The sequence below is a fragment of the Agromyces sp. LHK192 genome (assembly GCF_004006235.1).
Taxonomy (GTDB): domain Bacteria; phylum Actinomycetota; class Actinomycetes; order Actinomycetales; family Microbacteriaceae; genus Agromyces.
Map to the genome: position 1 here is coordinate 2,572,383 of NZ_CP034753.1, position 26,616 is coordinate 2,598,998.

Annotated in this window: 27 protein-coding genes; 15 read left to right on the forward strand and 12 right to left on the reverse strand. The window is 72.0% G+C overall.

The features are described 5' to 3' along the window. Positions 1-56 precede the first annotated feature (56 nt). Entirely contained in the window at positions 57-1,337 is a 1,281-nt protein-coding gene (locus tag ELQ40_RS11615; RefSeq protein ID WP_127793828.1) for a hypothetical protein, read from the forward strand. Next, positions 1,319-2,011 (forward strand): NTP transferase domain-containing protein, encoded by a 693-nt coding sequence (locus ELQ40_RS11620; protein ID WP_127793829.1) that lies wholly within the window; start codon positions 1,319-1,321, stop codon positions 2,009-2,011. Before ELQ40_RS11615 ends, ELQ40_RS11620 begins: the two co-directional genes overlap by 19 nt. A 114-nt stretch (positions 2,012-2,125) precedes the next feature. Here the strand turns inward: ELQ40_RS11620 and ELQ40_RS11625 are convergent, their stop codons facing one another. After that, the gene (locus ELQ40_RS11625) at positions 2,126-2,674 is read right to left on the reverse strand and encodes an ECF transporter S component (RefSeq protein WP_127793830.1); all 549 of its coding nucleotides are present in this window, start codon (positions 2,672-2,674) and stop codon (positions 2,126-2,128) included. A gap of 105 nt (positions 2,675-2,779) precedes the next feature. On the opposite strand from ELQ40_RS11625, the gene ELQ40_RS11630 reads away from it, so the two are divergent. From ELQ40_RS11630 to ELQ40_RS11640, 3 genes are all read left to right on the forward strand, one after another. Further along, entirely contained in the window at positions 2,780-3,580 is an 801-nt protein-coding gene (locus ELQ40_RS11630) for an ABC transporter permease (RefSeq protein ID WP_240665761.1), read from the forward strand. Beyond that, entirely contained in the window at positions 3,580-4,359 is a 780-nt protein-coding gene (locus tag ELQ40_RS11635) for an ABC transporter ATP-binding protein (protein ID WP_127793832.1), read from the forward strand. Before ELQ40_RS11630 ends, ELQ40_RS11635 begins: the two co-directional genes overlap by 1 nt. A 68-nt stretch (positions 4,360-4,427) precedes the next feature. Next, a complete protein-coding gene (locus tag ELQ40_RS11640) occupies positions 4,428-5,498 on the forward strand; it encodes a hypothetical protein (RefSeq protein WP_205649327.1) in 1,071 nt (356 codons plus the stop codon). Here the strand turns inward: ELQ40_RS11640 and ELQ40_RS11645 are convergent. From ELQ40_RS11645 to ELQ40_RS11665, 5 genes are all read right to left on the reverse strand, one after another. Next, complete coding sequence (locus ELQ40_RS11645) at positions 5,495-6,787, reverse strand: CDP-glycerol glycerophosphotransferase family protein (protein WP_127793833.1); 1,293 nt, start codon at positions 6,785-6,787, stop codon at positions 5,495-5,497. The genes ELQ40_RS11640 and ELQ40_RS11645 overlap by 4 nt on opposite strands. An 87-nt stretch (positions 6,788-6,874) precedes the next feature. After that, on the reverse strand, positions 6,875-7,774 hold the full coding sequence (locus ELQ40_RS11650; protein WP_127793834.1) for a glycosyltransferase family 2 protein: 900 nt from the start codon (positions 7,772-7,774) through the stop codon (positions 6,875-6,877). Beyond that, positions 7,761-8,567 carry a CDP-alcohol phosphatidyltransferase family protein gene (locus ELQ40_RS11655; RefSeq protein ID WP_127793835.1) on the reverse strand — a complete coding sequence of 269 codons (807 nt, stop codon included), beginning with the start codon at positions 8,565-8,567 and terminating at the stop codon, positions 7,761-7,763. The genes ELQ40_RS11650 and ELQ40_RS11655 overlap by 14 nt, the downstream gene beginning before the upstream one ends. Before the next feature lie 4 nt (positions 8,568-8,571). After that, complete coding sequence (locus ELQ40_RS11660) at positions 8,572-9,570, reverse strand: glycosyltransferase family 2 protein (protein WP_127795276.1); 999 nt, start codon at positions 9,568-9,570, stop codon at positions 8,572-8,574. Between the two features lie 198 nt (positions 9,571-9,768). Then, on the reverse strand, positions 9,769-11,580 hold the full coding sequence (locus ELQ40_RS11665; protein WP_240665763.1) for a S1C family serine protease: 1,812 nt from the start codon (positions 11,578-11,580) through the stop codon (positions 9,769-9,771). Between the two features lie 146 nt (positions 11,581-11,726). On the opposite strand from ELQ40_RS11665, the gene ELQ40_RS11670 reads away from it, so the two are divergent. Beyond that, positions 11,727-12,959, forward strand: coding sequence for an aminotransferase class I/II-fold pyridoxal phosphate-dependent enzyme (locus ELQ40_RS11670; RefSeq protein ID WP_240665765.1), 1,233 nt, complete (start codon positions 11,727-11,729; stop codon positions 12,957-12,959). Positions 12,960-13,003: 44 nt separating this feature from the next. Here ELQ40_RS11670 and ELQ40_RS11675 read toward each other — a convergent pair whose 3' ends face one another. Then, the gene (locus ELQ40_RS11675; protein ID WP_164863565.1) at positions 13,004-13,888 is read right to left on the reverse strand and encodes an alpha/beta fold hydrolase; all 885 of its coding nucleotides are present in this window, start codon (positions 13,886-13,888) and stop codon (positions 13,004-13,006) included. Between the two features lie 76 nt (positions 13,889-13,964). Between ELQ40_RS11675 and ELQ40_RS11680 the strand changes: the two genes are divergently transcribed. The 3 genes from ELQ40_RS11680 to ELQ40_RS11690 all read left to right on the forward strand — a co-directional run bounded on the left by ELQ40_RS11680 (position 13,965) and on the right by ELQ40_RS11690 (position 16,366). Further along, entirely contained in the window at positions 13,965-14,555 is a 591-nt protein-coding gene (locus ELQ40_RS11680) for a TetR/AcrR family transcriptional regulator (protein WP_127793838.1), read from the forward strand. Continuing rightward, entirely contained in the window at positions 14,536-15,348 is an 813-nt protein-coding gene (locus ELQ40_RS11685; RefSeq protein WP_127793839.1) for a helix-turn-helix domain-containing protein, read from the forward strand. The genes ELQ40_RS11680 and ELQ40_RS11685 overlap by 20 nt, the downstream gene beginning before the upstream one ends. Positions 15,349-15,514: 166 nt before the next feature. After that, the gene (locus ELQ40_RS11690; RefSeq protein WP_127793840.1) at positions 15,515-16,366 is read left to right on the forward strand and encodes an NmrA family transcriptional regulator; all 852 of its coding nucleotides are present in this window, start codon (positions 15,515-15,517) and stop codon (positions 16,364-16,366) included. Positions 16,367-16,420: 54 nt separating this feature from the next. On the opposite strand, the gene ELQ40_RS11695 is transcribed toward ELQ40_RS11690, so the two are convergent. Both ELQ40_RS11695 and ELQ40_RS11700 read right to left on the reverse strand, forming a co-directional pair. Then, positions 16,421-17,293: a carbon-nitrogen hydrolase family protein gene (locus tag ELQ40_RS11695; protein WP_127793841.1), complete on the reverse strand. Its 873-nt coding sequence runs from the start codon at positions 17,291-17,293 to the stop codon at positions 16,421-16,423. Between the two features lie 9 nt (positions 17,294-17,302). After that, the gene (locus ELQ40_RS11700) at positions 17,303-17,851 is read right to left on the reverse strand and encodes a ClbS/DfsB family four-helix bundle protein (RefSeq protein WP_127793842.1); all 549 of its coding nucleotides are present in this window, start codon (positions 17,849-17,851) and stop codon (positions 17,303-17,305) included. A 54-nt stretch (positions 17,852-17,905) separates the two neighbouring features. Between ELQ40_RS11700 and ELQ40_RS11705 the strand changes: the two genes are divergently transcribed. Continuing rightward, positions 17,906-18,769 carry a M23 family metallopeptidase gene (locus ELQ40_RS11705; protein WP_127793843.1) on the forward strand — a complete coding sequence of 288 codons (864 nt, stop codon included), beginning with the start codon at positions 17,906-17,908 and terminating at the stop codon, positions 18,767-18,769. An 8-nt stretch (positions 18,770-18,777) separates the two neighbouring features. Here ELQ40_RS11705 and nhaA read toward each other — a convergent pair whose 3' ends face one another. Next, a complete protein-coding gene (gene nhaA, locus ELQ40_RS11710; RefSeq protein ID WP_127793844.1) occupies positions 18,778-20,655 on the reverse strand; it encodes a Na+/H+ antiporter NhaA in 1,878 nt (625 codons plus the stop codon). Between the two features lie 134 nt (positions 20,656-20,789). Here nhaA and ELQ40_RS11715 point away from each other — a divergent pair, with 134 nt between their 5' ends. Then, positions 20,790-22,259, forward strand: coding sequence for an NAD(P)/FAD-dependent oxidoreductase (locus ELQ40_RS11715; protein ID WP_127793845.1), 1,470 nt, complete (start codon positions 20,790-20,792; stop codon positions 22,257-22,259). A gap of 47 nt (positions 22,260-22,306) precedes the next feature. Next, on the forward strand, positions 22,307-23,158 hold the full coding sequence (locus ELQ40_RS11720) for an oxygenase MpaB family protein (RefSeq protein ID WP_127793846.1): 852 nt from the start codon (positions 22,307-22,309) through the stop codon (positions 23,156-23,158). Positions 23,159-23,182: 24 nt separating this feature from the next. On the opposite strand, the gene ELQ40_RS11725 is transcribed toward ELQ40_RS11720, so the two are convergent. Next, positions 23,183-23,437 (reverse strand): hypothetical protein, encoded by a 255-nt coding sequence (locus ELQ40_RS11725; protein WP_127793847.1) that lies wholly within the window; start codon positions 23,435-23,437, stop codon positions 23,183-23,185. A 166-nt stretch (positions 23,438-23,603) separates the two neighbouring features. Then, a complete protein-coding gene (locus tag ELQ40_RS11730; RefSeq protein WP_127793848.1) occupies positions 23,604-24,317 on the reverse strand; it encodes an alpha/beta fold hydrolase in 714 nt (237 codons plus the stop codon). A gap of 49 nt (positions 24,318-24,366) precedes the next feature. Here ELQ40_RS11730 and ELQ40_RS11735 point away from each other — a divergent pair, with 49 nt between their 5' ends. The 3 genes from ELQ40_RS11735 to ELQ40_RS11745 all read left to right on the forward strand — a co-directional run bounded on the left by ELQ40_RS11735 (position 24,367) and on the right by ELQ40_RS11745 (position 26,565). Beyond that, positions 24,367-25,062, forward strand: coding sequence for a YafY family protein (locus ELQ40_RS11735; protein ID WP_127793849.1), 696 nt, complete (start codon positions 24,367-24,369; stop codon positions 25,060-25,062). A gap of 166 nt (positions 25,063-25,228) precedes the next feature. Continuing rightward, the gene (locus ELQ40_RS11740; RefSeq protein ID WP_127793850.1) at positions 25,229-25,684 is read left to right on the forward strand and encodes an SRPBCC family protein; all 456 of its coding nucleotides are present in this window, start codon (positions 25,229-25,231) and stop codon (positions 25,682-25,684) included. A 2-nt stretch (positions 25,685-25,686) separates the two neighbouring features. Then, positions 25,687-26,565 (forward strand): SDR family oxidoreductase, encoded by an 879-nt coding sequence (locus ELQ40_RS11745; RefSeq protein WP_127793851.1) that lies wholly within the window; start codon positions 25,687-25,689, stop codon positions 26,563-26,565. Positions 26,566-26,616 lie beyond the last annotated feature (51 nt).

Consider the following 26,616-nt stretch of genomic DNA (forward strand, 5'->3'; position numbering starts at 1 on the left):
CCGGTTCGGCTTCCGGCTCCGCCGGCTCCGCCGCCGGAACAGGAACCGTCGGCGACGTGTCCGCGACCGGCTCCGGCTTCGAAGTCGGAACGGCAGCGGCCGTCGCAGTGGCGGCGGTCGCGACGGCTGCGGCGATGGCCTCGTCGTCGAGCACCCCCCGCTCGGCGATCTCCGTCGCAGCGGACTCGGGCTGCTCCGCGTCCGCGATCTTGCGCGGCCGTTCTGCGGCCGTCGTCTCCGTCGTCAGCGATGCTGCGACGCGCGGGGTCTGCCGCTTCCGTGCGGTCGACTCCGCGGCCCGAGCTCGGGCGGCGGCCGTCGACGCGGCACCCTTCTCGGCGGTGGTCCTGGCACTGCCCGCCGCACGCGCCCGCGACGACGCCGAGGACTTCGAGGCCGATCGGGAGGCAGGGGTGCGCTTCGACGCACCCGTCGAACGGTCGGTCGAGGCGGGCGTCGTGTCGGTCGAGGCGGGCGTCGTGTCGGTCGACGCGGGCGGCGCAGCATCCGTCTCCGCGGCCGGCGATTTCGCGACCCCGGTTCTCGAGGCGGCCGGCTTCGCCGTGCCGGTCTTCGCCGGCGACTTCGCCGCACCCGACTTCGATGCGGTCGTCTTCGCGGCGCCCGACTTCGATGCGGTCGACTTCGCGGGACCGGGCTTCTCGGACGGGGCCGCCTGCTCACCGTCCGCAGGGCCCACGGCCTGGACCGACTCCGCGCCGGGCTCGGCGGCGGCCGGACGCTTCGCCGTGGCGGGACGCTTCGCCGCCGCCGGACGCTTCGCGGGCGCGGGGCGCTTCGCGGCCGAGCTCCCCGATGCTGCCGGAGTGCGGCTTCGCGTCGGCTTCGGGGCCTCCGCCGCGGCGTCCGCATCCGCGGCACGATCGGCAGGGCCGCGCGCCGGGGCGCGACGCGCTGTCGACGCCGCCCGCGGGCTCCGACTCGGGGCGGACGCACCCCGTGAATCGGTCGTCCCCCGGCCGGTGTCTCCTCGCGTCTCGTCGTCGTTTGCTTCGCGCGAACCAGAAGTCACCCGGCAACGGTATCAACGTGGGCCGCCGCAGTGCTCCCCCGACGGCGTATTTCATCCCCGAGGGGGATCGAAACCTGTGCGTAGCCTGAGCGAAACGTCACGATCGAATGACGACCGTCCACAGTTCCCGGCGCTCGTCGAGGTCGACCGGATAGGCTGGCCGCGGCATAACGGCGTGTCCACTTCCAGACTTCCGGGTGAACGACGGGCGAACGATCGGCAGCAGGCGATGAGCCGCGGTGCGATCGGGCCCGGCAACCGCACCCGACCACCGAAGGAGATGCAGTGTCCACCCAGATCGTGATCCTCGCAGCCGGCATGGGAAGCCGGCTCGGGCGTTCCCTCCCGAAACCCCTCACCGAGCTCAGCGACGGCCGCACCATCATGCGCCAGCAGTTCGACAACATCGAGCACGCATTCGGCCCGAAGCCGAGCGTGACCATCGTCGTCGGCTACAAGCTCGAGCACATCATCGAGGCGTTCCCGCAGGCGTCCTTCGTCTACAACGAGGAGTACGACCAGACGAACACCTCGAAGTCGCTCATGCGTGCGCTGAAGGCCTCGCAGCCCGGTGGCGTGCTCTGGATGAACGGCGACGTCGTGTTCGACCCGGCGATCCTCGACCGCGCGCTTCCCTTCATCGAGCGCGACCAGTCGTTCGTGACGGTCAACACCGCGAAGGTCTCCGACGAGGAGGTCAAGTACACGACGAGCGCCGAGGGCTACATCAAGGAGCTCTCGAAGACCGTCCGCGGCGGACTCGGCGAGGCGGTCGGCATCAACTACATCTCGAGCCGCGACAAGGCGACCTTCCTCGCGCACCTGCAGCGCGTCGGCGACCAGGACTACTTCGAGCGCGGCCTCGAGCTCGCGATCGAGCGCAACGGCCTGCTCGTCGAGCCGATGGACGTCTCCGACCTCTACGCGGTCGAGATCGACTTCGCCGAAGACCTGGAGCGCGCGAACCACTTCGTGTGACCCGACCGGACCTGCACCACAGCAGAAGAGCGGATGCCCGAGGCATCCGCTCTTCTGCGTGTACGGGGTGAGTGTAGGGCGCTCGCCGGAACAGGCGCCCGTCAGCGTCGGGGTTCAGGCTCGGGTGGGCTGGTTGCGACTGACGCCGGAGCGTTCGAGGGCACGGGCGATGAGCCGTCCGATCCACGTGAACAGGACCGGACTCGCGACCCAGCACACGAGCGCGACGACCCACGCCCACCACGCGTAGTGCTCGGCACCGAGCGCGAAGAAGACGCCCACGGCGAGCACGAGTCCGGCGAGTCCGCCCGCGACGTAGAACATCCACGGGTCCCAGCGGCGGTACCTGGCGATGAGGAACGGGATCTCCAGCAGCACGCCGACGAGCAGGCCCGTGCCGACGTACCGCCAGAACCACCAGGGTGCGAACGCCGCGCCGACGAGGCCCGCGATGAGCCCCGCGAGCAGCCCGGTGCCCGGCCGCTTCAGCAGTGCGAGGGCGACGACGCTGGGCAGGAAGTGCGAGCCCGCGGTGAGTCCGTAGAACAGCGGGCCGAACGCCGCGAACGCCGCGGCGAGGTATCCGGATGCACCGGCGACCAGTCCCCCGCCCACGCCGATCGCAGCGCAGGTCAGCAGGATCCGGGTGCTCGCACGATGCATCCTGCCAACCTACCGCCGCCGTCTCCACGATGGGTGACGGTTGCGCGACGAGACGGCGACGCGGCGCGCACCGGCCGCCGCGCCGTGCCCATCTACGATGGGAGCGTGACCAGCTACGCCGACACGCACCCGCTCCAGCGGACGCGGTGGTCGCGGTACCGTCACTCGCTCTGGCTGCTCACGACGCGCGACCTGAAGGTGCGGTACTCCACGTCGGCGCTCGGCTACCTGTGGTCCGTGCTCGACCCGCTCGTCATGGCGGGCATCTACTGGTTCGTGTTCACCCAGGTGTTCCAGCGCCCGGTCGGCACCGATCCCTACATCGTCTTCCTCCTCGCCGCGCTCCTGCCGTGGATGTGGTTCAACGGCGCCGTGTCCGATTCGACCCGGGCGTTCCTCAAGGACGCGAAGCTGGTCCGCTCGACGATGATCCCCCGGACGATCTGGGTCAACCGGATCGTGCTGTCGAAGGGCATCGAGTTCGTCCTCGCGATCCCGGTGCTGGCCCTGTTCGCGATCGTCGCGGGGGCATCCGTGTCCTGGCAGCTCGTCTACTTCCCGCTCGCGATCCTGATCCAGGCGGTGCTCACCGCCGGCCTCTCGCTCATCGTCGCGCCGCTCGTCGTGTTCTTCCGCGACCTCGAGCGGGCGGTGAAACTGGTGCTTCGCTTCCTGTTCTACGCCTCGCCGATCATCTACGGGGCGACCGACCTCCCCGACGGACTCGAGTTCTGGGCGGCCTTCAACCCGCTCACCGGCATCTTCGGCCTGTACCGCGCGGGATTCTTCCCCGAGCAGCTCATCTGGTTCGAGGTGGCCGTCAGCGCGGCGATGTCGGTGCTGTTCCTCCTCATCGGGCTCCAGGTCTTCCGCGCCACGGAGCGCCACGTGCTGAAGGAGATCTGATGTCGGATGCCACGACGGCGGCCTCCGCGACGCCCGGACTTCCGGGCGAGTATGCGATCCGAGTGGACGGGCTCGGCATCCGATTCCGCCGCAACCGGCGCGGCCGGCGCTCGTTCAAGGACCTGTTGAGCGGTCGGCGACGACGCACCCGCCCCGGCGAGTTCTGGGCCCTGCGCGGCGTCTCGTTCGACGTGCGCGCCGGCGAGGCGATCGGTGTCGTCGGGCGCAACGGCCAGGGCAAGTCGACGCTCCTGAAGCTCGTCGCCGGGGTCATGCTGCCCGACGAGGGCGGCGTCTCGGTCGAGGGCGGCGTCGCCCCGCTCATCGAGATCACCGGCGGGTTCGTCGACGACCTCACGGTGCGCGACAACGTCTACCTCACGGCCGGGCTGCACGGCATGACCCGCGCCCAGGTCGACGCGAAGTTCGACGAGATCATCGGATTCGCCGGCATCGGCGACTTCATCGACACGCCGTACAAGCACCTGTCGAGCGGGATGAAGGTGCGCATCGCGTTCTCGGTCATCTCGCAGTTGGACGAGCCGATCCTGCTCGTCGACGAGGTGCTCGCGGTCGGCGACAAGGCGTTCCGCGAGAAGTGCTACGCGCGCATCGAGGAGCTCCTCGCGGGCGGGCGCACGATGTTCTTCGTCTCCCACAACGAACGCGACCTGCGCCGGTTCTGTACGCGAGGGCTCTACCTCGACAAGGGCGCACTGGTGCTCGACGGGCCGATCCAACGCGTGCTCGAGCGGTACGACGCCGACCACGGCTCGTAACGGGCGGCGTCCCGCACCGGCGCGTCAAGCCCGAGGCTGCGCACGGCTCGGCTGCGTACAATCCCTGCATGCCCGAACGCGTCCACCACATCACGTCGATGGGCGGCGATGCGCCGCACGAGTCCGGGTCGCCCGGCCCCGACGGCAGCGCGCCGCAGCAGCCGCGCGCGCACGGCATGGAGCGGGGCATCGACACGGTGCTCGCGATCCAGCGGCCCGTGGTCGTCGCGCACCTGCGCGGCATCCGTCGGCGCCACCCGGATGCCCCTCCCGAGCGGATCGTCCGGATTCTCGAACAGCGGTACCTCACGGCGGTGACGACCGGCGGCGCCGCGGTCGGCGCGACGGCGGTGATCCCGGGAATCGGCACGGGGGTGACGCTCGCGCTGTCGGGCGTGGAGACCGCGGGGTTCCTCGAGGCGACCGCGCTCTTCGCGCAGTCGGTCGCCGAAGTGCACGGCATCCCGGTCGAGAACCCCGAACGCGCGCGGGCGCTCGTGATGACGCTCATGCTCGGGTCCGAGGGCAGCGACCTGGTGCGCCAGTTCGCCGCGCAGGCCACCGGCACGGGCATCGCGCGCAGCGCCTACTGGGGCGAACTGGTGACGAACACCGTGCCGAAGGCCGTCATGGGCACACTCGTGGACGCGCTGCGGCGCACGTTCGTCAAGCAGTTCGCCGTGCGCGGCGGGGTCGGTTGGCTCGGCAAGGCGCTGCCGTTCGGCGTGGGCGCGGCCATCGGCGGGATCGGCAACCACGTGCTCGCCCGGCGTGTGCTCGCGCAGTCGCGACTGGCATTCGGACAGGCCCCGATGCTGCTGCCCGCCGAACTCGAGCCGCGCGGCGACGAAGCCCTGGTCGTCACGGCCGGCCGACGCGTCGGCGGCGCGATCGCGGGCACGCTCGGCACGCTCGCCTCGGCGTCGGCGCGGGGCATCCGCTCGGCCGGAGAGGCGACCGGACGCGCCGCGCGCGGTGCGCTCACCCGGAAGCGGAACGACGCCGACGAGGTACCGGCAGACGACGCGCCGTCAGGTGGCAAGCCCTCAGGCGGTGCGCCCGAACGCGGTGCGTATGAAGGCGGTGCGCCCGAGGGCGAGGCGCCCGTCGAGGGCGCCGCGCCCGGATCGCCCGGTTAGGCCGTCGCCTCGAGTTCGTCGTCGTCGGCCTCACCCTCGTCGTCGTCGACCGGGTCGTCGGCGTGCAGCGCCGCGAAACGCTCCCATTCGGCGAGCAGGTGATCGACCGCGGCGTGGAACCGCTCTGTCGTGGCGCCAGGCGTCGTGTCGCCGAAGTACCGCTCGACCCAGTACCCGAGCCGCTCGAGCGCACCCTCGTCGTGGGCGACCTCGTCGACGCGCGCCAGCATGCGCTCACCGGTCTCGGCCGCCAGCCACTCGCACGCCTGCAGGTATCCGCTCGTGTCGACCTGCGCCGCCGGGTTCACCGGCCGCGTGATGAGCAGGGGCTTGCCGGCGGCCAGCCGGTCGTAGACCATCGCGGAGATGTCGACGATCGCGACGTCCGCCGCCGCCAACTGCCACCCGAGAGTGGGTCCGTCGTCGTAGACGTGCTGGGCTGTCGCGTCCTCGGCGTTCGCCTGACGGAGCTCGTCGATGATCTCGCGGTTCGCCGCCGCGTACGCCGGATCGAGCACGCCCGAGCGCGGGTGCGGGCGGTAGATGACCCGGTGGCGCCCGGTCGCGAGCAGTGCGCGGACGAGGTGCACGCCGTGGCTCGCGATCGATCCGTAGGCGGCCGCGCCGCGGTCGCCCTCCCACGTCGGCGCGTACAGCACGACCTCCCGCTCGTCGGGGGTGTACGGCAGCTCGGTGCCGTCGAGGTAGTGGTCGGCCTGCGGGCGCCCGATCGGGATCGCCCGCTTGTCGAAGTCGTAGTCCCACAGCACCCGGTCGAGGCGGGCGCGCGCCGCGTCGCCGGCGATCAGGGCGTAGTCGTACGCCTTGAACTGGTTCGTCGTCATGTACATCTTGTCGGACTCGCCGTGGTTGATGAACACGTGCCAACGACGCCCGTACCGCATCATCTGGAAGTTCTTCGCGTTCTGGTTCACGTAGAACACGACGTGCAGGTCCTGCTGGTGGATGACGCGCTCGAGGTCGGCGACGCGGCGAACGTACGCGACCGGCAGCGGCGACTCGTCGAGGAGCTGGAGCGCGGCGCCGGAGGCGCGGCTGAGCACGAGCACGGGGTGCGTCTTCGCGAGCTCGACGAGCGGCGCGTACCACTGGCGCAGCTGGTAGAGGTTGACCTTGCCGTCGGCGAAGTACACGCCGATGCGGAAGCGGTGGGGCTCGAGCGGCGGCTGCTCGGCGAGCTTCGCCGTCAGGCGGCGCTGCGCCCTGCGCGAAGCCAGGATGTTCTTCGCGAGCTTCACGGCACGGCCGGCGTCAGTCTTCAATCCCACTGTCCCAAGGGTACCGACCCCCGACCGAGGGGCATTCCGGAACCGCCCCCGCACGCAGACCGAGAGCCGATCGTTACGTCGGCGGCGTCAGATGACCGGAGGGCGGCCCGCCAGCGTCATCCGCCACACCGTGCGCCAGCGCATGGGCCGCCGGCCGCCGGGCCGTTCGCGCCAGCCGTCGGCCCAGCCGCCGAACCAGGCCTTGAGCGCCGCCGGATGCCTCGCCCAGCGCAGCACTTGGATCGCGGTCCACGAGCCGACGTACAGCGGCACGAGCACCCAGGGCAGGTTCCGCTTCGCGAGCCACACGCGGTTGCGCGCGTTGAGCCGGTAGTACTCCGCGTGCCGGGCGGGATCGATCACCGGATGCCCCGCCTCGAGGTCGCCGGCGTACCAGGCGCGGTGCCCGGTCTCCCAGACCCGCCAGGCGAGCTCGATGCCCTCGTGCGCGTAGAAGTACGGATCGCCCCACCCGCCGGCCTGCTCGAACACCGCCCGGGGCAGCAGCACCGCGCCCTCCCAGCAGGAGAAGACGTCGGACGAATGCGTGGCCTCGCCCTTGCGGATCCGCGGGATCCAGCGGCGCGGCGACTCGAGCCCGGTCGGGTCGACGACCCGCGGCTGGACGAGCCCCAGGTCGGGCCGGTCGGCGAGCATCCGCGCGCCCCGGGCGAGGAAGTCGTCGTGCGGGAGGAAGGCGTCGTCGTCGAGGAAGAAGAGGACCTCTCCCGTCACGTGCGGCACGCCGCGGTTGCGCCCGGCCGGGATGCCGAGGTTCTCCTCCAGGTGCACGGTGGTGATGCCCTCGGGGAGCGGCGGGTCGGCCGTTGCCGGATCCCAGCCGTTGCCCACGACCGCGATGTCGGTCACGACCTCGCGCTGGGCGAGGACGCTCGCGATCCCCCGCGCGAGGTCGTCGGGCCGGCGCCCCTGGGTGAGCACGACGACCCCGACGCGCGGGATGGCCGAAGCGTCAGGCCCGGACACGCCGACTCGCCATGATCGCGACGAAGTGGCCGACCAGCGCGAGCACTGCGAGCGGGAGCAACGCCAGCACGACGACCCGGTCGACGAGCGGCTGACCCGCGAAGAGGCCGACGATTCCCGCCGCGAGCGCGATCAGGGTCAGTTCGACGGAGTGGTAGAGACGGTGGAACGGCAGGAAGCGGGCCGCTCGGCGCAGCTTCGCGATGAGCCCGCCGCGGGGCGCGGACTCCCCCGTGGTGTCCGCGAGCTTCGTCAGGCCGGCGTTCGCACGCGCGACGTGCACCATGTCGTTGAGCGCCTTGTTGAGCACGATGACGAGTGCCAGCAACGCCGCGACGGTCGTCCACAGGAAATCGGCGGGGAACTCGAGCGGGTACGCCGCCGCCCGGATGCCGAGGGCGAGCGGGATGAGCGCCTCGGTCGTGTAGTGCCCGACCTTGTCGAGGAACACCCCGGCCGGCGACGACGTGCGCCGCCACCGCGCGACCTCGCCGTCGCAGCAGTCGACCAGCATCTGCAACTGGCCCAGCACGACCGCGAGCAGCGGCCCCCAGATCCCGGGGATCAGGAGCGCGGCCGCGGTCGACCAGCCGACCAGGATCATGAGGCCGGTGACGCCGTTCGCCGAGATCGGCGTCTTAAGCAGCACCCACGTGACGTACGGCGACAGGAAGCGCAGGTACAGCGAGGCGGTCCAGTGCTCGGCGTTGCGGCGACCGCGCACCTCGGGCGGCTGCGTGACGGCCTTGAGCTCGGCGATGCTGGACGGGCGTGCCGGTACGGATGCGGTCAACCCCTCACCTTCCCGTGTGACTGGCGATATTGCGGGCGAGAGAGAGGTAGCCGAGCACGAATCCGGCGCCCCAGGCGACGTGGATGCACGGCAGCACCACGAGGAACCGGCTCGCCACCCCCGGGCCCGCTCCGCGAGCGTACGCGAGCGTCGCGACGACCACGAACAGCGCGTAGACGAGCGGGATCGCGAAACCGAGCAGCAGCCACGGCGACGCTCCGAGCGCCGCCTGGACGATGCCTCCGATGCCGAGCAGCGTGCCGAGCACGACGCCGACGACCATGAGCGGCGGGATGAAGTAGCGGATGCCGTTGGCCGAGGGGAACCGGCGCGCGAGTTCGCCCCGCCAGAGTCCGGTCGAGAACATCTGCCTTGCGAGCCGCTCGACGCTCGAACGCGGGCGGTAGGTGACCGCGAGGCTCGGGGTGAACCACACGGTGCCACCCGTCTCGCGGAGACGCCGGTTGAGCTCCCAGTCCTGGCCGCGCTTGACGGTCTCGTCGAAGAGGCCGACGCGCTCGAGCGCATCCCGACGGAAGACCCCGAGGTACACGGTCTCGGCCGGGCCCTCCGCTCCGCCGACGTGGAACGCCGACCCGCCGAGGCCGACCTTCGTCGTGTACGCGAGCGCGACCGCGCGTTCGAATGGCGTCTCGCCCTTGGCGTCCATCAGGCCGCCGACGTTGTCGGCCCCCGTCCGGGCGAGCGCGTCGACGGCGATGCGCGTGTAGTCGACGGGGAGCATCGAGTGCGAGTCGACGCGGACGACCACGGGGAACCTCGCCGCGCGGATGCCCAGGTTGAGGCCGGCCGGCGTGGAACCGACCTCGTTGTCGAGCACGCGGATCCGCTCGTCGCGGGAGGCCAGGTCTTCGACGAGCTCGGTCGTGCCGTCGATCGAGGGGCCGAGCGCGATCAGGACCTCGACCGGCCCGGCGTAGTCCTGCGCGAGGATCGACTCGACCGCCTGCCGGACGTGCGAGACGTCGTTGAGCACCGGCATGACGAACGAGACGCCGTCAGCGGGCGACGGGGTCGCCTCCGGTGACTCTTGGGGCAATGGTCCTCACTCGTGCTGGGGTCGATCGAGCCTAGCAGCCGACGCGGAGGCCGCATCGGGCCGCCCGATGGCCGAACCTTTGGTCGAACGCCGCGGGGCCGGCACCCTCAGGTGCCGGCCCCGCGGGCGATCGGGTCGGGCTCAGCCCTCGAAGGTGCCCAGCGTGACATCGACCGTCTGCTCCTGGCCGTTGCGGACGTAGGTGATCTTCGCCGTCGAACCGCCGGCCTGCGCGCGGACCTGCGCGGTGAGGTCGGTCTGGTCGGTGATCGGCACCCCGTTGAACTCGGTGACGACGTCGCCGGCCTCGAGACCCGCCTGCGCGGCGGCACCGTCGGGCGTCACCTCGGTGATGAGGGCGCCGACGATCGTGGCGTCCTCGGCGGACTCGGCGCTGGTCACGACCGCGCCGAGCAGACCGTGCGTGGCCGAACCGTTCTCGATGATCTCCTTCGCCACCCGCTCGGCGAGGTTCGCCGGGACGGCGAAGCCGACGCCGATGTTGCCGGCCTCTGAGCTGGTGCCGCCGGTGGACAGGATCGCGACGTTGACGCCGATGAGCTTGCCCGTCGAGTCGACGAGGGCGCCGCCGGAGTTGCCCGGGTTGATGGCCGCGTCGGTCTGCACGACGGGGATCGAGATGGTGCCGCCCGAGTTGGACTGCTGTTGCTGCTGCCCGCCCTCCTGGCCCTCGTAGTTCCAGAAGTCGAACGGGCTGTCGCCCTCGCCCTCCTGCTGCTCGCCGTCGTCGGGCGTCTCGGGCGCGGCCGAGGACTGCACGTCGATGCTGCGGTTCAGGGCGCTCACGATGCCGTTGGTCACCGTGCCCGAGAGCCCCAGCGGTGCGCCGATCGCGATCGCGACGTCGCCGACGTTGAGTTCGTCGGAGTCGGCGAACTCGAGCGGCTGGAGGCCCGAGGCATCCTGCAGCTTGATCACGGCGAGGTCGGACAGCGGGTCGGTGCCGATCAGCTCGGCCGTGTACAGGCGGCCGTCGGCGGTCTTCACCGAGATGGTGGTGTCGGCGGCCGTGCCGTCGAGCGTGACCACGTGCGTGTTGGTGAGCACGTAGCCGTCCTCGGAGAGGATGATGCCCGATCCGGTGCCGCCCGCGGAGCTGCCGGCGACCGAGATCGTGACGACGCTGGGGCTCGCCTTGGCGGCGACCGCGGTGATCTGGTTGACGGAGTCGAGGTCGTTGACCACGAGGTTCTGCGTGCCGGTGCCGGATTCGGACGACGTCGACGAGGCCGGCGACGCCTGGTTGCCGACGACGACGGCGCCGACGCCGACGCCCGCTGCGCCGGCGATCAGCGCGGCGGCGACGACGGCGGCCGCGATGCCGAGGCCGGTGCGACGCTTGGGCTCGCCCGAGGCCGCCGGAGCCGGTGCCGCCGGGCCGCCGAATGCGGGCGGGACCGAACCGGCGATCGGCTCGGTCGGCTGGGTCTGCGCGTGCTGCGGGTAGGCGTGCTGCGGGTGCTGCGGGTACGCCGCCGTCTGGTGGCTGTACTGGGGCGCGTGGTACGGCTGCGGCGACTGGCCGGGCGCATACACGGTTCCGGTCGGTGCGGCCGGTGCCGCCGGCGGAGTCGGCGCCGCCGGTGCGGCCGGCGGGGTCGGCGCCTGAGCCGTCGGCACCGTCGGAGCCGCGACGGATGCGGCGGGGACAGGCGACGCGGGCTCGACGGGCGCAACCGGCTCGACGGGCGCAACCGGCTCGACGGGCGCAGCGGGCGCAACCGGGGCCGGCGTGGACGCCGCCGGGGGCGCCGTGGATGCTTCAGGTGCGGCCGGCTGCTCGTCGGCCGGGGCCGGCATCGCGGTCGCGGGCGTCGTCGCCTCGGCGACGGTCTGCGCCTCGACCTGCTCCGGCACCTCGGATGCGGCGGCCTTCGCCTGCTCGCTGTCGGTGGGCTCCCCCGCTGCCGTGCCGTGCTGGTTGTCGGTCATTTCAGCTCCTTCCAAGCTGTGAACCATGCTCGACCCGCAGTCTGTGCGGCAGGTCGGCGAAGTCTATGAGTCCGCTATCCCTTCACCGGGAGTCATCCGGAACCGTCGCCCAGCGTAGCCACCGCACCCTGACATACGGTGTGAACGTGACGGATGCCGCTGCCCCAGACGAACCGCGACCCGGCCCGCGCGCGCCCTGGCAACGGACGGCTGCCGGTGCCGGCCTGCTCGCCGGGGACGGCACCGTGCGCGCGACGATCTTCGCCGAGATGAGTGCGCTCGCCACCCGCACCGGTGCGCTGAACCTCGGCCAGGGATTCCCTGACGAGGACGGCCCGCCCGAGGTGCTCGAGGCCGCTCGCCAGGCGATCGCCGACGGGGTGAACCAGTACCCGCCGGGCCCCGGCATGCCCGTGCTCCGCGAGGCGATCGCACGCCACCAGTCCCGCTGGTACGGCTTCGAGGCGGATGCCGCGACCGAGGTGCTGGTCACCGCCGGCGCCACCGAGGCCCTCGCGGCGGCCATCCTCGCATTCGTGGAACCCGGCGACGAGGTCGTCGCGTTCGAACCGACCTACGACGCGTACGGTGCGCTCGTCGCACGTGCGGGAGGGGTGCTGCGCACGGTCCCACTGGCCTTCCCCGACTGGCGACCCGATCTCGACGTGCTCGGCGCCGCCGTCTCGGACCGCACGCGGATCATCCTCGTCAACACCCCGCACAACCCGACCGGTGCGGTCTTCGACCGCGAGGTGCTGGACCGCATCGTCGAGCTGGCCGGACGCCACGACGCGCTGATCGTCACCGACGAGGTGTACGAACACCTCGTGTTCGACGGGCGGCACGTGCCGATCGCGACGCTGCCCGGGGCGCGCGAGCGGACCATCACGATCTCGTCGGGCGGCAAGACGTTCGCGACGACGGGGTGGAAGGTCGGGTGGGCGGTCGGCCCCGCCGAACTCATCACGGCCGTGCTCGCGGTGAAGCAGTACCTGACCTACGTGAACGGTGCCCCGTTCCAGCCGGCGATCGCGACAGGGCTCGACCTGCCCGACGCCCGATTCGCGGATGCCGCGGCCGCGCTGCGGGCCAAGCGCGACGTGCTGGCCGCAGGACTCCGCACTGCGGGCTTCGACGTCGCGCTGCCCGCTGCGGGCTACTTCGTCGTCGCGGATGCCTCGCCGCTCGGCGTGACCGACGCCGACGCCTTCTGCCGGAGGCTCCCCGAGCTCGCCGGGGTCGTCGGCGTGCCGCTCACCGCGTTCGTGCGGCCGGAACGGCGCGGGACCGTCTCGAGCCTCGTGCGGTTCGCGTTCTGCAAGCGACTCGAGGTGTTGGAGGGGGCATCCGGGCGCCTCGCCCGACTGGGAGGGAGGTAGCGCGACCGGATGACCGGTTGCGCGCGGCCGGTGGCGGTCGTTCGTCAGCCGCGCGCCCAGAGCCGTTCGAGCCGCTCGGCGATCTCGGCGGGGTGCTGCATGGGCAGCGAGTGACCGGCATCGGGCCAGAGCTCGACCTCGGCCGTCGGGATGCCGGCGCGCGCCCGCGCAGCCGCACGACGCCCACCGGCCAGCGAGCGCCCGCCACCGATGGCCACGTAGGTCGGCATCGTCAACCGGGCGAGTTGCGCGTCGCCGAGCGGCCGCGGCGTCGGCAGCGCACTTCGGAAGGTCTCCGACGCGACGGCGACGAGGGTCCCGACCGGGCTCTGCGCGCGCACCTCCTCGACGTCGACGCCGCCGAGCGCGGCCAGCGCGTGCTCCCGCCACGCCGTCGGCACGGGGAGGGTCGCGATGGTCGCCCACCAGAACGTCGCCGGCGGCGGCCAGGCGAAGGTGAAGACGGGTTCGAGGAGCGAGAGCGAGGCGATGCGCTGCGGCTCGCGGACGGCGAGCGCGGCGGCGGTCGCCCCGCCGAACGAGTGCCCGACCGCGTGGACGCGCTCGGCGCCGAGGCCGTCGAGCGCCTCGACGAGCCATCGCGCCTGGTCGTCCATCGACGTCATCGGCGCACGCTGCACCGATCGGCCGGCGTCGCCGAGGGCGTCGACCGCGATGATCGTGCGACCCGACTCGAGCAGCGCGGGCAGGTTGTCGGCCCACATCGGGATGCCCGACGTGATCCCGGGAAGGAGGAGCACGGGCGGTCCACCGAGATCGCCCGCCCACGTGCATGCGTGCACCGTGCCGAGGGCGGTGTCGACCTCGGAGACGGCCGTGGTCTGCGGCATGGTCGCCAGTGCCGCGTCGTAGGCGACGAGATAGCGGGCGCGCGCGGGGTCGTCTCGGAAGGCGCCGATCCGGGGCATCCGTCCTCCTGTGATGCAGTCGAGCGGGACAATACGATCGTATGGTATCGTGGCGGCGCACGGAAGGGATGGATCGATGGAACGGCGGACCGAGATCATCGTCGCGGTGTGGAGCGTCATCCTCGCCAAGGGCATCGCCGGCGTCTCGATCCGCGCGGTCGCGACCGCGGCCGGCGTCTCGATCGGGCTCGTGCAGCACCACTTCCCCACGAAGGAGGTCCTCATCCGCGAGAGCGCCGCGGCCATGATCGCCGGGTCCACCGCACGGTTCCTGGCGACGGAGGCCGACGACGAAGCCGCCGTGCGCGACCTCGTCGTCCATGCGATCCCCGTCTCCCCCGGGCAACGCGACGGGGTCGTCATCTGGCACGCGTACCTCGCCGGATCGGTCGCCGACCCGGAGCTCGCCGCGCTCCTCCGCGACGCCAAGTCCGGCCAGGAGCGCGAACTGGCCGATCGCCTCTCGACCGGTCGTGCCGTCGCGGATGCCGCCCGCCTCGCACGCACCCTGATCGCGGTCGCCGACGGCCTGTCGTCACGGGTGATCGCCGGCGGTCTCGACGGAGACGAAGCGGTGGAGACCGCGCTGGCGGCGATCGACGCATTGACCCGCGGAGGGCTGACCCGCGGATGGAGCGTGCATCCGGATGCCGCGCAACGAACGTGACCTGGCCGTCGGCGAGTTCCTCAGGATCCGCAGGAGCTCGCTCGCCCCACCGCCGTCGAGCACCGCCCGTCGGGTGAGCGGGCTGCGCCGCGAGGAGGTCGCCGAGCGCGCCGGGGTGAGCGTGTCGTACTACACGCGCATCGAGCAGGGCGTCGTCACCGCGTCCTCCGACGTGCTGTCGGCGATCGGGCGGGCGCTCGCCCTCGACGACGACGACCGCGAGCACCTGCTCGACCTCGTCGCGGCAGCCGACCGCACCGTGCCGACCGTGCCCGCCGGCGCCGGATCGTCGTCGGCGGCCGCGATCGACGCCGGACTGGCGCGGGTGCTCGAGAGCATCGACGACATTCCGGCCGGCGTCCTCGGCCACGACATGACCCTGCTCGGGTGGAATCGCCTCGCCCACGAGGTGTTCGCTCCGCACCTCGACTTCGACGGACCCCGCACCCACCGACTGAACTGGGCCTGGATGCTCTTCATGGACCAGCGGTGCCGTGCGCGCTTCGACCCGTGGGAGCCCGTCGCGATCGACATGGTCGGCCGACTGCGCGCCTCGCGCGCGAAGCATCCGTGGGCCGGCCCGCTGGCGGCGTTGATCCGGCGCCTGCGAACCGAGTGCGCCGATTTCGAACGCATCTGGCGTCGGTATCCGGTGCGGCTCGGCGCACTCGGCGAGGTCCGCCTCAGCCATCCCGACCTCGGCACCCTGCGGTTGCGCGACACCGTGCTGCGGACGAACGACGACTCGCAGCAGCTGCTCATCGTGTTCCACCCCGTCGGCCCGGGCGCCTGAGGCCCCCGGCGCTCGCCGCCCGAGCGCGTGAGGCAGGGCGCGTCGCGCCCGGCGCCCGGGTCTCCACGGCGTGGATACGCACGGACCGGGCTGGTCCGCCGTGCCGTGGTCGGGTGCACTCGTCGGTATGAACCCATCGATGGATTGGAATCCGATGACCGACCGCATGACCGAAGCCACCCGTCGCCTCCCGCACGACGAGCGTCCCGTCCTGGTGACCGGCGCGACGGGCAAGGTGGGTCGCCGCGTCGTCGACCGCCTGCGCGCCGACGGCCTCCCCGCGCGAGCCGCCTCGCGCTCGCTGAGCGGCTTCGAGTGGGACGACCCCGACACCTGGGGGCGCCACTTCGACGGCGCGGCGTCCGTCGTGCTCTCCTACGCTCCCGACATCGCCTACCCCGGCGCCGGCGCGAGCGTCGAGCGCTTCGCCGCAGCGGCCGCCGCGGCCGGCATCCGTCGCGCCGTGCTGCTCTCGGGCCGCGGCGAGGAGGCCGCCGTCGCCGCCGAGGCGCTCGTGCGCACGCACCTGCCGGCGCTCACCGTCGTCCGCGGGGCCTTCTTCGCGCAGAACTTCACCGAGGGCGCACTCGCCGAGTCGGTCGCCATGGGCGAACTGGCGCTCCCCGCACCCGACGCGCCCGAACCGTTCGTCGATGCCGAGGACGTCGCAGCGATGATCGCCGTCACGGCGGCGCGTCCCGGCCACGAGGGTCGCGTATACGAGGCCACCGGACCCGCGCTGCTGACATTCCGCGAGGCGGCCACCGCGGTCGCCGCGGCCCGCGGCGCTTCGGTGCACGTCGAGCAGGTGCCGGTCGCGGAGTGGACCGAGCAACTCCGCGCCGCAGGGCTTCCCGACGACCTGGCGGATCTCCTGGGCCACCTGTTCACCGAGGTCGTCGACGGCCGCAACGCCCACGTGTCGCCCGACGTCGAGGCGGTCACCGGTCGCCCGCCGACCCCGTTCGCCGCTTTCGTGCGGCGAGACGTCCGCGCGCGGGCCGTCGCACCGGCGTGATCGGGCGCGGCGGGACGTCCGCGCGCGGGTCGTCGCACTCGCGTGATCGGCCGTTCAGGCTCTCTCGGCCACCCCGAACCGCCGCAGCGACAGCGCGGGATTGACCTTCCTGACCGCGTCGATCCGCTCGCGCGACACCCACGCGAGCGCGACCGAGGTCTCCTCGCCGACGGTCGCGAGCTCGACGCCCATCGGGTCGACGATCATGCTGTTGCCGGCACCGACCGGCGGCGCCTGGTCGGCCGCGGCCACGTACAGCGTGTTCTCGAGGGCTCGCGCGGTCGTCAGCACCCGCCAGTGCGCCTCCTTGAGCGGGCCGCGCACCCACTCCGCGGGCATGCACACCACGTCGACGTCGGCGTCGGCGAGACGACGGGTCACCTCGGGGAACCGGGCGTCGTAACAGGTCTGCAGGCCGAAGCGCAGGCCGTCGACGTCGAACGTCTCGGGCTCCTCGATCGCGCCCGGCTCCACCCACTCCGACTCGCGCTGGCCGAACGCGTCGTAGAGGTGCAGCTTGCGATAGCTCGCGACCAGTGCGCCCGACGGGCCGAGTGCGACGACCGAGTTGCGGAACCTCCCCGACGTCGTGCCCTGTTCGAGCACCCCGACCACCAGGTGCACGCGCAGCGCGGCCGCGAGGTCGCCGAGCGCGCGCACGAACTCGCCGTCGAGCGGCTCGGCGGCGTCCGCCATGTCGCGGCCGAGCTCCGGGGTGAAGAACATCGAGTACTCGGGGAACACGACGACCCGGGCGCCGCGGGATGCCGCGAGGCCGGCGAGTCGGCCGATCTCGGCGAGGTTCGCGTTCGCATCTGCCGTCGGTGCGAACTGCGCGACGGCGACGGCGACGGATGCCCCGGCCACGGCTCCGCGCGCGTCGAGGAGGTCTTCTGCTGCGGCGGAGGCGGTCTCTTCGGTGGGCATGCGGCCAGCCTAGGCTCGCGCCTCCGTCGCGGTCGAGATCACCTCGACCGCCCACGCATAGTGGCCGCCGAGGCACTCGTGCACGGGCTCGGCGAGCGCGCCGGCGAGCCATCCGTGCCGGCCCGGCTCGAAGAGATCGTCGTCGGGGATCGTCTCGATCCGGGCGAGCGCATCGACGTGGCCCTGCCGGAGCCGGACTCTGGCCTGGTCGAGCGCCGCCGCGGCCGCGCCCGGCAACCGGTAGCGGTCGCGGAGTTCGGCGTTGAGCTCGGCGAGCGACCCCCACGAGTGCCCGGGCGCGGGAAACGCGACGGGATCGCCGCCGGCCTCGGCATCCAGCCAGCCGAGCAGGAGCACGTGCCAGGCGTGGAGGTGGTTGACGACGTCCTGCACGTCGCGGTCGCGGCGTGCGCCGGCGCTGACCGCGGCATCCGCCTCGGCACTGAACGGCGCGCTCCGCTCGGAGTCCGGCATCTGCTCGATCAGCCGGTCGAGGTCGCGGTAGCCGCGCATGGCCGCCGCCTCGAGTGACGCCCTCGTCGTGGGGATGCCGGTCATGCGGCCATCGTAGGGCCCGTCGCGGACGGGCCGCCGTTCGCCTAGCGTGGACGGATGGTGGAGTCATCCGCGCGAGCCGCGTCGCTGGTTCGCGTCCCGGCGCTGCGCATCGGGTTCCTGCTCATCCTGCTCGGCATCGTCGGCAGCGTCGTCGACGCGTTCGTGCCCGGCCTCGCCGCGCTCGGTCGTGTGGACGCGGTGCTGCTCATCGGCGGCCTCGCGCTCACGGTGGTCGGCATGGTGCTCGGGTTCTGGTCGCCGCTCGATCGCGGCGAGCCGCTGATCGTGGACTCCCCGGTCTCCGGTCGCTGGCAGGCCGTGAACAGTCCGGGCTCGAAGGTGCCGAGTCACGGCACGCACGCCTACGGCCAGGCGTACGCCGTCGACCTGGTGCACCGGCCCGACGGCACCGACCACCCCGAGTTCGGCACGGTCGACGCGTTCTCGCTCGAGCCCGAGCGGTTCCCCGGCTTCGGCGAGCCCCTGTACTCGTGCGCAGACGGCGTCGTCGTGGTCGCGAGCGACCGGCTCCGCGACCACCGCAGTCGCTCGAACCAGGCTGCGCTGCTCTGGTTCATGTTCGCCGAGGGGTTCGTCCGCGAACTCGGCGGCCCGGGCCGGGTCGTCGGCAACCACCTGATCGTGCGCGCCGACGACGGCTCGCACTTCGTCTATGCGCACCTGCGGCACCGCAGCGCGAGGGTCGCGGTCGGCGACCGGGTCGCCGCGGGCGATCACGTCGCCGACTGCGGCAACACCGGCAACTCGACCGAACCGCACCTGCACATCCACCGGCAGGATGTCGCGAGCCTGACGTTCGCGACGGGCCTGCCCTGGGGCATCCGCGGTGGATCCGGCGACGGCGACGGGTTCCCGCCGAACGAGGGGTACCTCGACGGGAGACCGGCCGGACGCTGAGCCGCGACTCAGTCCTGCGGCGATCGCACCGACGCCTCGAGCGCCCGGATCAGCGACGCCGAGTCGTACGGGCCGACGTGCCGGCGTCCGTTGATGAACAGCGTCGGCACCGCGTTGATGCCCATCGCCTCGGCGTCGAGCATGTCGTCGCGCACGCGTCCGGCGACGTCAGGGGCCGTGAGGTCGCGCTCGAACTTCTCGACGTCGAGCCCGAGGTCGGCCGCGAGTCGCATGATGTCGGACGGCCGCTGGTTGTCCTGGTCGGCGAAGAGCCCGCGCTCGAACTCGAAGAACTTCCCCTGCTTCGCGGCCGCCTCCGAGGCCTCGGCTCCGGCGAGCGCGTTCGGGTGGTACTGCGTGAGCGGCGCGTGCCGCCAGACGTAGCGCAGGCGGTCGCCGAGCTCGGCCTTGACCTCCTGGATCGAGCCCGAGGCCTTGAGGCAGAACCCGCACTGGAAGTCGCCGTACTCGACGATGGTGAACGGCGCGTCGTCGGGTCCGAACACGTGGTCGCGCTTCGGATCGATCGGACGTGCCAGCGTCTGGCCCGTCTCCTCACCCGGGCGGAACGCATCCGAGATGCGGAAGATCGCCGTGGCGAGCACGAACGCGATGACGGATGCCGCGAGCACGCCCACGCGCGCCTCGTTCTGCGCTCCCTCGTCGTCGATCGCGAGCTGCACGATGAACAGCGAGATCGTGAACCCGATGCCGCACAGCGCGGCGCCGCCGGCGAGGCGGTCGAGCGTGAGCCCCGGGCCGAACTCCCCCACCCGGAACGCCTTCATGATCGCCGTCGAACCGAACACGCCCAGCAGTTTTCCCGCGACGAGGCCGACGACGATGCCCCACGTCAGCGGCGACACGAGGGCTGCCGCGAGGATCTCGGGGCTGAGTTCGACGCCCGCGTTCGCCAGCGCGAACAGCGGCAGGATCACGTAGGCGACGTACGGCGCATACGCCGTCTGCAGCCGCTCGTTGATCGAGATGGACTCGCGGAGGCTGTTCGCGGCCGCGCGGGCGTACTCCGTGTTGGGCGACTGGCGGAACGTGCGCGCGAGGTCGAGCGCGTGCTCGACGTCGCGCCGATCCGGGCGGTAGACGGGCACGAGCAGCGCGATCGCGACGCCGGCGAGGGTCGGGTGGACGCCGGAGGCGAGGAACGCCAACCAGACGATGATCGCGAGCGTCGCGTACACGGGTCCTCGTCCGCCCCGGAGGTACCGCGTGAAGTACACGCCGGCGAGTCCGACCGCGGCGATGAGCAGCGGCCAGGGGTTGAAGTCCTCGGTGTAGACCAGCGCGATGATCGACAGGGCGCCGATGTCGTCGACGACGGCGAGCGCGAGCAGGAAGACGCGCAGGCGCCCGGGCGCGCGCGGGCCGATGAGGGCGAGGGCGCCGACGAGGAACGCGGTGTCGGTCGAGATCACGATGCCCCAGGCGCCCTCGTGCCCGGTGCCCATCACGATGAGGACGAACAGCAGCGCCGGGACCGCGAGGCCGGCGACCGCGGCGATCACCGGCACCATCGCGCGCGACCAGCTGGTGAGCTCGCCGATCGCGAACTCGCGGCGCACCTCGAGCCCCACCGTGAAGAAGAAGATCGCCATGAGCGCGTCGTTCACGAGGGCGTGCAGCGTGAAGTCGAGCTGCAGGTCGTCGCCGAAGCCGATCGTGAGGTGGGTCTCCCAGAAGGCCTCGTAGCTCCCCGCCCCGACGTTGGCCCACACGATCGCGACGACCGTCGCGAGCAGGAGCAGGAGGGCGCCGATGCGGTTCCGGCCCATCGCCCGGATCTTCTCGGCGATCGATCGGCGCGTGCGCGTGCGCGCCTCGACCTGTTCGGGATCCGGCGACTGCTGGATCAGGGTGAGTTGCTGCATGACGACCCCCGGCTCGGATCGATGGCGTGGATGCTTCGCCATGCTAGTGCCGTGCGGCGGGCCTGCGACCCCTCCGGCGCGATCGCCGCTCGCCGAACGCCGCCCTGCGCCGGGCCCGGGTACCCTGATCTGTTGTGACGAACAGCACGCCGGCTCACGAAGCCGGCCTTCCCCGAGTCGTGATCGTCGGCGGCGGTTTCGCCGGCGTGAACGCGGCCACCGCGCTCGCCAAGGCGCCGGTGCACGTGACGCTCATCGACCGCCGGGTCTACAACACCTTCCAGCCGTTGCTGTACCAGGTGGCGACCGGTGGACTGAACCCGGGCGACGTCACGCACTTCCTCCGGAGCCTGCGCGTGCGCCAGCGCAACCTCGAGGTCGTGCACGAGCACCTCATGGAGATCGACCCCGACGCGAAGACGATCCGCCTGCTCGACGGACAGACGATCCCGTACGACTACCTGGTGCTCGCCAACGGCGTCACGACGACGTACTTCGGCACCCCCGGCGCGAAGGAGCACGCGTTCGCCGTGTATTCGCGGTCGCAGGCGATCCGCATCCGCGACACCCTGTTCACGCGTCTCGAGCAGGCGACGCAGCAGGGCGACCGGCGCAAGGGCCTCCGCGTCGTCGTGGTCGGCGGCGGCCCGACCGGCGTCGAGATGGCGGGCGCGCTCGCGGAGCTGCGCGACCAGGGCCTCGAACCGGCGTATCCCGAACTCGAGGGCGATGCGTTCAAGATCACCCTCGTGCAACGCAGCAGCGAGCTGCTGAAGCCGTTCGTCCCGAAGCTGCGCCGCTACGCCGAGCATCAGTTGCGCCATCGCGAGGTCGACCTGCGCTTCGGCGCGGGCGTCGCCGAGGTGCACGCCGACTCGGTGCAGCTCACCGACGGCAGCTGGCTGCGCGCCGACCTCACGATCTGGGCGACGGGCGTCGCCCCGCACGAGGAGGTGCGCCACTGGAGCCTGCCGCTCGACGAGCACGACCGGATCCGGGTCGGCGAAGACCTCCAGGTCGAGGGCATGCCGGGCGTCTTCGCCGCCGGCGATATCGCGATCGCGCCGCAGGACTTTCCGCAGCTCGCGCAGCCGGCGATCCAGGGCGGTCGGCACGTCGGCCGCCAGATCGCGCGCCTGCTCGAGGGCAAGGCGACCGTGCCGTTCGAGTACTACGACAAGGGACAACTCGCCGTCATCGGGCGTCGCTCGGCGGTCGGCGAAGTGCCGGGCATCGCGAACCTTCCGGTGCTGCATGCCCTCCCGTTCCTGCGGAAGGTGCCGGGATTCAGTCGGACCATCCCGCTCACCGCGTACCCGGCGTGGGCCGTCTGGCTGTTCGTGCACATCGCGAGCCTGCTCGGCACCCGCAACCGGCTGACCACCATGATCGGCCTGTGGGCTCGCTACGGGTTCCCGCACCATCGCAAGGCGGTGCCGATCGTGGGCGACGTGCCGGCGATCCGGCCGTCGCGCGCGCAGCGGCTTCGCATGACCCCCGAGGAGCAGGCAGCCGCCGCGGTGGCGGAGGCATCCGATCGGGCCGACGAGGTCATCACGATCGCGTCGCCGGCACAGTCGAACCGCGACACCGGCTCGGCCTGATCCGACCGGATGCCCCGGGCCGGGGCATCCGTCGATAGCATCGCGGCATGCGCATCGGACGCAGCCACCGGCGGCTGCACGACCTCGAACGGCTCGACCCGGCGACCGACTACGAGCACATCGGCCGCGTCGTCGGCACGCTCGAGTTCCCGTGGGACCTGCAGCAGGCGCTGAGCTTCGCGCTGTTCCGTACCTATGCCGTGCCGACGATCGGCGGCCTGCTGTACGATACCGGCGAGTTCGAGCACCGCGCGCAGAAGCGTCACGACGACACCGTGCTGATCCTGGACGCGGTCGCCGTCGACGGGCTCGAGTCCGACGACGGGCGCGCGGCGGTCCGGGCGATGAACCGGATGCACGGGCACTACGACATCTCCAACGACGACATGCGGTACGTGCTGTCGACGTTCGTCGTCACGCCGATCCGGTGGATCGCGGCGTACGGCTGGCGCAGGCAGTCGCGCGTCGAGGTCGACGCCGCCGTGCACTACTACGTCAGGCTCGGCAGGCTCATGGGCATCCGCGACCTCCCCGAGACGTACGAGGCGTTCGCCGACCTGATGGACGCCTATGAGCGCGAGCACTTCCGCCCCGACCGGCGGACCCGGGTCGTCGCGGACTCGACGCTCGACCTGCTCACCACGTTCTACCCGCGGCCGATGCGTCGCGTCATCCGGGGCTTCTCGATCGCGATCCTCGATCCGCACCTGCGCGAGGCGCTCGGGTATCCGGCGCCGTCGCGGCTCGCGCGCGGGGCATCCGTCGGTGCCCTCAAGCTGCGCGGACGGGTGGTCTCGCTGCTTCCCGCGCGACGGAGGCCGCAGTACGCGCGCGACCTGAAGCGCATCCGCAGCTACCCCGGCGGATACCTCGTGGAGCAGCTCGGCACGTTCGCGTGAGCGAAGCGAGCGATCGTCGGTGCGTCACCAACCCGAACGGCGGGTCCAGCCCGCGAGGTAGGCGCGTTCAGGTTCGGTGAGCCTCGTGGGCGCCGTCGGCACGAACTGCACCTCGCACAGCTCGCAGATGCGGCGCACCACGGCGCGGCGCAGCGGCGCCGACGGGTTCTCCAGCACCTCCTGCTTGAGGGTGCCCTCGATCATCGGCCACCACTCCCAGATCGGCGGCAATCCCCGTTCCGTCGTTCGTCGTTCGTCGATCGGTTCCACGATCGTCATCGCCGCCTCCTCGCGTCCGCCCACCGGCCGCCGGCGAATGCCTGCTGCCAGATCCGGTGTCGATGACCGCTCGCAGTCCACGGTACGGACTCGCGAGGCCTCGCAGCAGGCACTTGATCCGGCGCCGGGTTCGTGTTAGCGACCGGGCCGTCGCGACCCGCGCACCTCACCGGAGCGCCGTGAACGGCTCTCGGTCGGCCGCTTCGAGTCGCGCGGCGAACGAGATCATCGCCTCGGCCAACGCCTCGGGTGCCTCGAGCATGGGCAGGTGTCCGGTCGGAAGGGTCCGGCGCCACGTCGCGTCGAGCACGTCGGCGCTGCGTTCCTGCATCCGCTGCGGCAGCTCGCGGTCCGCGGCCGTCAGGACGAACCCGCGCGCGATCCCGTCGGGGATCCGAGGGACCCGGCCGCGCAGGACCGAGGACGATTCGGCGACGACGTCCGTGACGATGCGGTCCGCCGTCGCCGGCGGCAGGCCCGCCGCGACGCCCGCGCGGATCGCCGTCGCCGGCGCACGGGTGCCGGCGATGCGCATCGCGGCGCCGAGCACGAATCGTGCCGGCACCGGCAGCGACCCCAGGAATGAACGGCCGGGCGCCGGGACCACGGCCGAGACCCCGAGGATGCCCGCGACCCGGTCGGGCGCGGTCGCGGCGAGCGCGGCGGCGATGGCGCCCCCGGCGGAGTGGGCGACGACCACGAAACGGTCGGCGGGCGCGGCCTCCAGAGCCGAGGCCACGTGATCGGACAGCACCGCCGCCTGGACGGCGGAGCGCGGCGCGACCACGCACTGCTCGGCGCCGACGAGTCGCGAGGTCGGCTCCCAGATCCACGCGGGAAGGCCGGCGCCGCTGATGAGCAGGAATCGGTATGCGTTCATAGGTCGAGTCTGACCGGGCGAGATGTCACTCCTGTGTCACTATTTCGGAATGAATCGCACGGATCGCCTCTACGCCCTCCGCGAGGCCCTGCGGCGCGCCGGAGCCCAGGGCCGCACGGCCGACGACCTCGCCGCCCGATTCGAGGTCTCGACGCGCACCATCAAGCGCGACATCTCCGCGCTCCAGCACGCCGGGTTCCCCGTCTGGTCGCAGCCCGGGCCCGGCGGCGGGTACACCGTCGACGGGTCGGCGACCCTTCCGCCGGTCTCCCTGACACCGCCCGAGGTCTCCGGACTCGCCGCGGCGCTCGCCGGCCGACGGGGCCACCCGTTCGAAGGCGATGCCCACGCCGCCCTCGACAAGCTGCTGAACGTGCTCGATCCGACGTCTCGACGACGGGCCTCGGCGCTCGCGAGCCGGATCTGGGTCGACGCGCCGGCCCTGGAGGCCGACGCCGGAGTGCGACGTGCCGTCGAGCAGGCGATCGCCTCGGGCAGCGCCATGTCGGTTCGCGGCGAGGATGACCGCGGGCACCTGGTCGAGAGCACCGTGGACCCCGTCATCCTCGCGTTCACCCGGGGTGCCTGGTTCCTCGTCGCGTGGCGCCGCGACCGCGACCGGGCCACCTGGCTCCGGCTCGACCGGATCGAGCGCGCGAGCGTGCTCGCCGAACGGGCCCGGGACATTCCGGCCTCGGCGATCGGAGCTCCGCCGGCCACAGCGGCACCGATCGACCTCGGGTGACCCGCGGCGTGCCGTTCGCTTCGGCCCGGCTCTCCCCGCGCGATCGGCTCGGCATCCTCGCCAACGAGGCCTGCATGCGCAAGCCCCTCGCGGCTCGCCGCACCGATTCGTAGCGTCGAATGATCACGATCAGAGATGAATCAGCATCAAGGATGAGGAGAATCCGATGGCCAAGATCTTCGCCGACGTCGACGTGGACGTTCCCGTGCGCGTCGCCTACGACCAGTGGACGCAGTTCGAGCGGTTCCCCGAGTTCCTCGACTTCGTGGAGTCGATCGAGCAGGTCGACGACACGCACACGCATTGGGTCGTCGAGATCGGCGGCGCGACGCGCGAGTTCGATGCCGTGATCACCGAGCAGCACCCGGATGAGCGCGTGGCGTGGAACAGCACCGGCGGCGACGAGAACCACGCCGGCGTCGTCACGTTCCACAAGCTCGACGACTCGACCACCCGGGTCGCCGTCCAGCTCGACTGGCAGCCGACCGGTCTGTTGGAGCAGGCGGGCGCGGTGTTCGGCGTCGACGATCACGCGATCAAGAAGGACCTCCAGAACTTCAAACGGTTCATCGAGGAACGCGGCACCGAGACGGGCGCCTGGCGCGGCGACGTGGAGGCCTGACGATGGCCGCCACCGAAGACCCGACCACGCGCTACGACGACGGCCCGTTCCCCGAACAGCACCAGGAGCAACCGGGGCTCACCGACGAGACTGTGCCCACACCCGATCACGGCGAGGACACCTACGTCGGCCACGGCCTGCTGACCGGGCGGAAGGCGCTGATCACCGGCGGCGACTCGGGCATCGGGCGCGCCGTGGCGATCGCGTTCGCCCGCGAGGGCGCCGACGTCGCGATCGCGTTCCTCCCCGAGGAGCAGCAGGATGCCGCGGAGACGGCGCGCCTCGTCGAAGCGGAAGGCCGCACCGCCGTGCTGCTCCCCGGCGACCTGCGGGAAGAGGCCTGGAACGCCGTCGTCGTCGAGCGCACCGTCGACGCGCTCGGCGGCCTGGACCTGCTCGTGCTCAACGCGGCGTACCAGGCCGAGCGGGAGCACCTCGCCGACGTCACGACCGACGAGTTCGATCGGGTCATGAAGACGAACCTCTATTCGCCCTTCTGGCTGACACGCGCGGCCGAGCCGCTGCTGCCCGCCGGCGCGTCGATCATCGTCACGACGTCGATCCAGGGGTACCAGCCGTCGCCGGACCTCTTCGACTACGCGATGACCAAGGCCGCGCTGGTCGCGTTCGTCGAAGCGCTCGCGCAGAAGCTGGGCGAGCGCGGCATCCGGGTGAACGGCGTCGCGCCGGGACCGATCTGGACGCCGCTCATCCCGGCGACCGGGTGGACCGAGAAGGTGCAGAAGTTCGGTCAGGACACACCGCTCGGCCGGGCCGGACAGCCCGCCGAGCTCGCCGGCGCGTACGTCTATCTGGCATCCGAAGCGGCCAGCTACGTCACCGGTGCGATCCTTCCGGTGACCGGCGGCAAGCCGCTGTGAGCGATGTGCCGGCCCAGCACCCGGCTGGGCCCGCACACCGCCACCCCTGTT